Raw genomic sequence first — 5,464 nt, 5'->3', positions numbered from 1 at the left:
GCTCCCCGGCTCGTCGTCGGCCGTTTCCGACGACGCACCGGGTGCGGCCACGACGCCGGCACTGAACACGGTCGCCACCCCCGTCGTGAGCGCTAACATTGCCGAGCGATGTTGTCTGGGCATTGCTCTCCTCTCGCTACGTTGCGATGGACCAGTCCCATGATCATGAACACTAGCCGTGCACATAACACCGGTTAGCATTCATGATCATCGGGGAGTATGGGGGCGAGGGCGTAACGGGTGTTCGCCCACACCACGTACAGCAGGGGCGAGCACACCACGAGCAGCCCAATCGCAGGCTTGAGCAGCGCGATCCCGACAGCCAGCGTGAGCACGACCAGGTTCATCACCACCAGATACCAGCGGCGCGCCAGGAGGTAGATGCTCGGCCGCACCAGCTCCCGCAGCCGTGCGTCCGGCCGCTCGACGACCATCACGACGGCACCGACCACGACCGCGACCACCAGGGCAGACGTCGTCACGAAGAACGGCACCAGGGCTCCGCCCCACGCGGTACGCGCGAGGACGACGCCGTCGACCAGCAGCACGGCCACGATCGCCGAGCCCGCGGCCCACACACCCAGTGCTCGGCGCGCGGCCGATCGGTATGCGCGCCAGAACGGGCGCAGCACCGCCGAGCCGTCATCGTCGCCGAGGGCCTTGAAACAGCCGAACGCTCCGGCCAGCGCCGGTGCGCACACGCATGACAGCGCCAGGAAGAACGGCCACGACGCGACCGGGTCACGGACGATGGCCAGCGCCACCAGCAGTGGCGAGCAGGTCACTACCAGCAGCAGGTTGACCATCAGGCCGACGTACACGGTGCCGAAGATGTTCTCGTATGTGCTCTGCGCAGCCGGACGCAGCAGCGCACGCACCACGCCGCCGCTCGCAGAGTCACGCCCGCCGGACGGGCCGGGGTCATCACCCCAGCGTCCGGAGGACATGTTCGTGTCGCGTCCTGTATCGGTACGGGAAGGAACGGCGGCCGCGGTCGTCTCCATGGCGCTCACCCCTTCAGACCCGTCGTCGCGATGCCGCGGATGAAGTACCGCTGGCCGAGCAGGAAGATGACGACGATCGGCAGCACCGAGATGACGGCGCCCGTCATGATCATCGCGTAGTCAGCGCTGTACTGTCCGATGAACGAACGCAGTCCCAGCTGGACGGTCCACAGCTCATTGCTGGTCAGATAGATGAACGGCCCCATGTAGTCGTTCCACGTGTTGACGAACGTCAGCAACGCCAGACTGGCCAGGGCCGGTTTGGACAGCGGCAGCATGATCCGCAAGTAGATGCTGTACTCGCTGAGGCCGTCGATCCGGGCCGCCTCAACCAGCTCGTCCGGGATCGACATGTAGTACTGGCGCATCAGGAACACCCCGAACGCGCCGAACGCCTGCAGCAGGATGATGGACCAGAACGTGTTGGTCAGGCCCGCCTCCTGCATCATGATGTACTGCGGCACCATGTACGCCTGCCACGGCACCGCGATGGTCGCGATATAGGCCACGAACAAGGCGTCGCGGCCCGGGAAGCGCACCTTGGAGAAGCCGTAGGCGGCGAAGCTCCCGGTGAGCACCTGCAGGAACGTGATGGTGATCGCGAGGAACGCCGAGTTCCGCAGGTACGTCACCATCGGGATGCGATCCCAGATGTCGACGAAGTTGGACCATCGGAACTCGTCCGGGATCCACTGGATCGGAACGGTGAAGACCTCGTTGTTGCGTTTCAGCGACGACGAGATCATCCACGCGAACGGCACCAGCACCAGCAACGCGGCAGCGGTCATGACGACATACGTCAACGTCTTGCGGACCAGGCGCCTGTTACGGCGCGCCCGCACGGCCGTGGCCGGCGTGTTCTCCGGTGCCGCCGGCGAGGCCGGAGACGGTGCATCAGGCATTGCGGTCATCAGGCCTTCCTCCGTTCATTGAGGCGGAACTGGAAGACCGTGACGATCAGCACGATGAAGAACAGCACCAGCGCGATCGCCGACGAGTACCCGAACCGGCCCTCACGGATCCCCTCCCGGTAGATGAGCTGCGCCAGCACCAGCGTGCTGCGGCCCGGTCCGCCATCGGTCATGACCACGATCAGATCGAGGATCTTGAAGCTCTGGATGGTCAGCATGACGACGACGAAGAACGTCACCGGCCGCAGGCCCGGGAGCGTGACGTGCCAGAACCGCTGCCACGCGTTGGCCCCGTCCACCCGCGCGGCCTCGTAGTACTCCTCGGGGATGGTCTGCAGGCCGGCGAGGTAGAGCACCATGTAGTAACCCATGTCCCGCCACACGCTGGTGATGATGACAGCGGGCATCGCCCAGTCGGTGCTGGCGGTCCACCCCGGCGGGTTGGCCATGCCCAGCGTCTCCAGGAACTGGTTCACCGGTCCCATCGTCGGGTTGAACAGCATGTTCCACACGACGGCGACGGCGACGAGTGAAGTGATGTAGGGGAAGAACGCTGCGGTCCGGAAGAACTGCACACCGCGGATCTTCCGGTTCAGCACGATCGCCAGCGTCAGCGCGGCGACGAGCGTGAGCGGGATATGGCCGCCGGCGTAGAAGAGGGTGTTGAACAGGGCGACCCTGAAGTTCTCGTCGCCGAACATCCGCTGGAAGTTGTCCAGCCCCACCCACTCAGGGGAGCCGAACGAGTTCCACTCCATGAACGCCAGGACGAACGCGGCGGTCACCGGAACAAGGGTGAACAGCGCGAAGCCGATGAAGTTGGGCAGGATGAAGCTCCACCCGACGAGCGTGTTGCGCCTGATCTGACGGCTTCTGCCCTTGCGGCGCGGCGGCCGGCCCCGTTCCGCGGGCGCCGGCCTGGTGGCGTCCGGCTGAGTCGTTACGTGAGACATGTGGTCCTCTCCGGCCTTGCCCCGCTGATCATCAACGGATGGCCACGGTGGCGCGGGCGTGTGGCTCCTCGTTGATGATCAGCGGGTGGAACGTGGCGCGACATGGGCTAACGGACCTCGCTGTTGACGCGGTCCCCCATCGTCGCGATGCCGTCCTCGACCGACTTGTCGCCGACCATGATCAGTTCGTGTTCCTCGTTGAGGATGGTGTCGATGTCCGACGTGGTCTCGCTCACCGGCATCTCCAGCTCGACGACGTCCGGCTCGAACGCCGTCCTGGACAGGTCGTCTTCAGGCATGCCGTCGAGGGCGAAGTACGCGTCGGTGATCTCCGGCGTCTGCAATGCCGGGACGACGCCGACCTCGGCGATCGCCGTGGCGCCTTGCTCGCCGGCGGCGAACTCCACGAACGTCCTGGCGGCGTCGGCGTGCTCGGCGTTCTCGTTGACCGCAAAGGCGGTGGGCGAGCCGAACGTCACGACCTCGCCCGAGTCCGGACGCTGGGGCATCGGGGCGATTCCCCAGTCGACCTCCGTCTCGCCGCTCTCCGTCGCCGCGAGGATCCCGGAGATGTACCAGGTGCCCATCGGCATCATGGCGGTCGCCTCGGTCTCGAACATGTTCCGATAGTCGGCCTGCTGTGAGACGGCGGTGCCGAAGTCGAGCGCGAAGCCGGAGTCCTGCAGCCCGACCGCCATCTCGTACTGGTCGGTGAAGAACGAGTAGTCGCCGCCCAGCTGGTCACCACCGGTCTGCGCCGCGGAGATCGCCTGGATAACCGACCGCCAGGTGTGGTGGTAGGTCCCGTGAACCCCGTCGCCCGACGTCAGCTGCTCGGCGAGCTGCGCATACTCGTCCCAGGTGAGGTTCTCCGGATAGTCGAGCCCGGCCGCGTCGAACAGCGCCTTGTTGTAGTAGAGCAGCCAGAAGTCCTGGCGATACGGCATCGCGTGGTACGAGCCGTCGATGTCGTAGGCGTCGAGACCGGCGAGGTTCGACGTGTCCGCGGACTCGACCAGGTCACTGATGTCCATCAGCTGCCCACGGTTGGCGTAGCGCGAGTATCCGATGACGTTCTTCATGGTGAGCACATCGGTCTCGTCGCCGCCGGCCAGCATCGCCGTGAGTTTGTCGTCGTAGTCATCCGCGAGGATGTCCACCGGCTCGATCGTGATGTTCGGGTTGGCTTCCTCGAATGCGTCGAACAGCGCCTGGAACTCCGGCGTGGTATCCATGTTCCACGCCGATACCGACAGAGTGACCTCGCCGTCTCCGCTGGATGCGCTGTCGCCACTGCCGCCGCCGTCGTCGCCTCCGCAGGCGGACACCACGAGCGCCAGCGCCGCAGCGGAGACAACTCCCTTTCCTAAACGTCCTCGCATTTCCGATCTCCTCTCTTCAGGTCTCGTCGTCGAGGCCTGTCGTGTGTCCCCCGTTGAGTCCGTCAGCCGGCTTGCGGCTGTGGCACGTTCTCCGCCGCAGAACGTGGTAGGTCTACCTCCGTCCGGCGTCCGTCCGGCCACTCGACGCGCACCAGCGCGTGCTGACCGTCCACGTCGAACGTCGGTGGCAGGTTCACGGCTTGCGCGTCGGCGACGCCGTTCAGACCGACGACGACGGCGCTCCACCGGCCGGGACGCACCGGGCCCGACACCCACGGGGTGGCGCTGCGATCGCCCAGCGGGCTCGCGTCGTCCGCGCGGTGTATGCCCGCCTCGTCGAACCCGTCGCCCGGAAATACCGTGGACATCGCCCTTGTCGAGCGCACCTCGGCGGCGCCGTCGACCGTCGCCGACTCCTTCGGGGCGACGTCGGCGGCCAGCGGCCAGCCGCCGACCCGAAGACGTTCGGCCGCGGAGACCGCGTCCGGGGCGTCGGCGAGCGGGTCGACCCGGACGCAGCGCACCTCCCACGGCCCGCGCAGGATCGACACGGTGGTCACGGCTGCCGCGTCACGAGAGGAACCGCCCCGGCCCGAACCGTGGTCACGCTGCCCGCTCGCCGGTTCCACCCAGCGTGCGCGGGCGACGGAGACACCGACGGCGGCCCGTGTACCGTCCGGTGCGTTGACGACGTCGGTTCGCAGCGTGCGCATTCCGGCCCGGTGCGTGCCGCGCCCGTCGGCGTCGAGCAGGCTGACCGACTGGTCCACCGGGTTGTGCCAGGCGTCGGGCGACAGGAGCGGCGACGTCGCGGTCGAGTAGCCCAGCCGCGCGTACAGCGGAGAGTCAGCGGCCGAAGCTCCGACGACGGCGTGGTCGGTGCCGTGGTTGGCCACGCGGACAACGCCGTCGTTCCGGGTGCTGCTGACCAGCCATCCCGGAGCCTGCGCCACCCACACGTCGTCGTCCTGCTCGACCTGAAGCGGCTCTTCTGCCGCCGTCCACACCGGGTGGTCGGCCGGGAGCGCGAGCCCGAGCATCCCTTTCGCCGCCCAGTACGGCGACGACGGCCCGGAGTAGCTCTGCGCGAGGCTTCGCCATTCGTGATGCCAGCCCATGGTCAGCAGGCCGCGGTCGTCGGGCGACCCGTTGTCGGCGAAGTGCGCGACGACTCCGGATGCGGCCCTGCGCAGCAAACCGGACGACGGCGATGT

General features: G+C 67.1%; 5 protein-coding genes. All 5 read right to left on the bottom strand.

Going from position 1 to position 5,464, the window contains the following annotated elements; all coding sequences use genetic code 11:
- Positions 1 to 194: 194 nt before the first annotated feature.
- Entirely contained in the window at positions 195 to 1,004 is an 810-nt protein-coding gene (locus ELR45_RS26800; RefSeq protein ID WP_129669048.1) for a ferredoxin-NADPH reductase, read from the bottom strand.
- 5 nt (positions 1,005 to 1,009) lie between these two features.
- Positions 1,010 to 1,915, bottom strand: coding sequence for a carbohydrate ABC transporter permease (locus ELR45_RS26795; protein WP_129669047.1), 906 nt, complete (start codon positions 1,913 to 1,915; stop codon positions 1,010 to 1,012).
- Complete coding sequence (locus ELR45_RS26790; protein WP_129669046.1) at positions 1,915 to 2,868, bottom strand: carbohydrate ABC transporter permease; 954 nt, start codon at positions 2,866 to 2,868, stop codon at positions 1,915 to 1,917. The genes ELR45_RS26795 and ELR45_RS26790 overlap by 1 nt, the downstream gene beginning before the upstream one ends.
- Before the next feature lie 107 nt (positions 2,869 to 2,975).
- Entirely contained in the window at positions 2,976 to 4,250 is a 1,275-nt protein-coding gene (locus tag ELR45_RS26785) for an ABC transporter substrate-binding protein (protein WP_129669045.1), read from the bottom strand.
- A gap of 62 nt (positions 4,251 to 4,312) precedes the next feature.
- Positions 4,313 to 5,464: DUF2264 domain-containing protein (locus tag ELR45_RS39220; RefSeq protein ID WP_205857336.1), on the bottom strand; the 1,152-nt coding region annotated here is incomplete at its 5' end.

Origin of the sequence: Phytoactinopolyspora endophytica (assembly GCF_004138495.1) — a bacterium.
GTDB lineage: Bacteria > Actinomycetota > Actinomycetes > Jiangellales > Jiangellaceae > Phytoactinopolyspora > Phytoactinopolyspora endophytica.
Note: the sequence above shows the minus strand (reverse complement) of the source record. Positions and strands in the feature narration are given on the sequence as shown.

Bases quoted from the DNA above. Each gene is read 5' to 3' on its own strand.
- ELR45_RS26785 (WP_129669045.1), bottom strand. From the start codon at position 4,250: ATGCGAGGACGTTTAGGAAAGGGAGTTGTCTCCGCTGCGGCGCTGGCG.
- ELR45_RS26795 (WP_129669047.1), bottom strand. From the start codon at position 1,915: ATGACCGCAATGCCTGATGCACCGTCTCCGGCCTCGCCGGCGGCACCG.
- ELR45_RS26790 (WP_129669046.1), bottom strand. From the start codon at position 2,868: ATGTCTCACGTAACGACTCAGCCGGACGCCACCAGGCCGGCGCCCGCG.
- ELR45_RS26800 (WP_129669048.1), bottom strand. From the start codon at position 1,004: ATGGAGACGACCGCGGCCGCCGTTCCTTCCCGTACCGATACAGGACGC.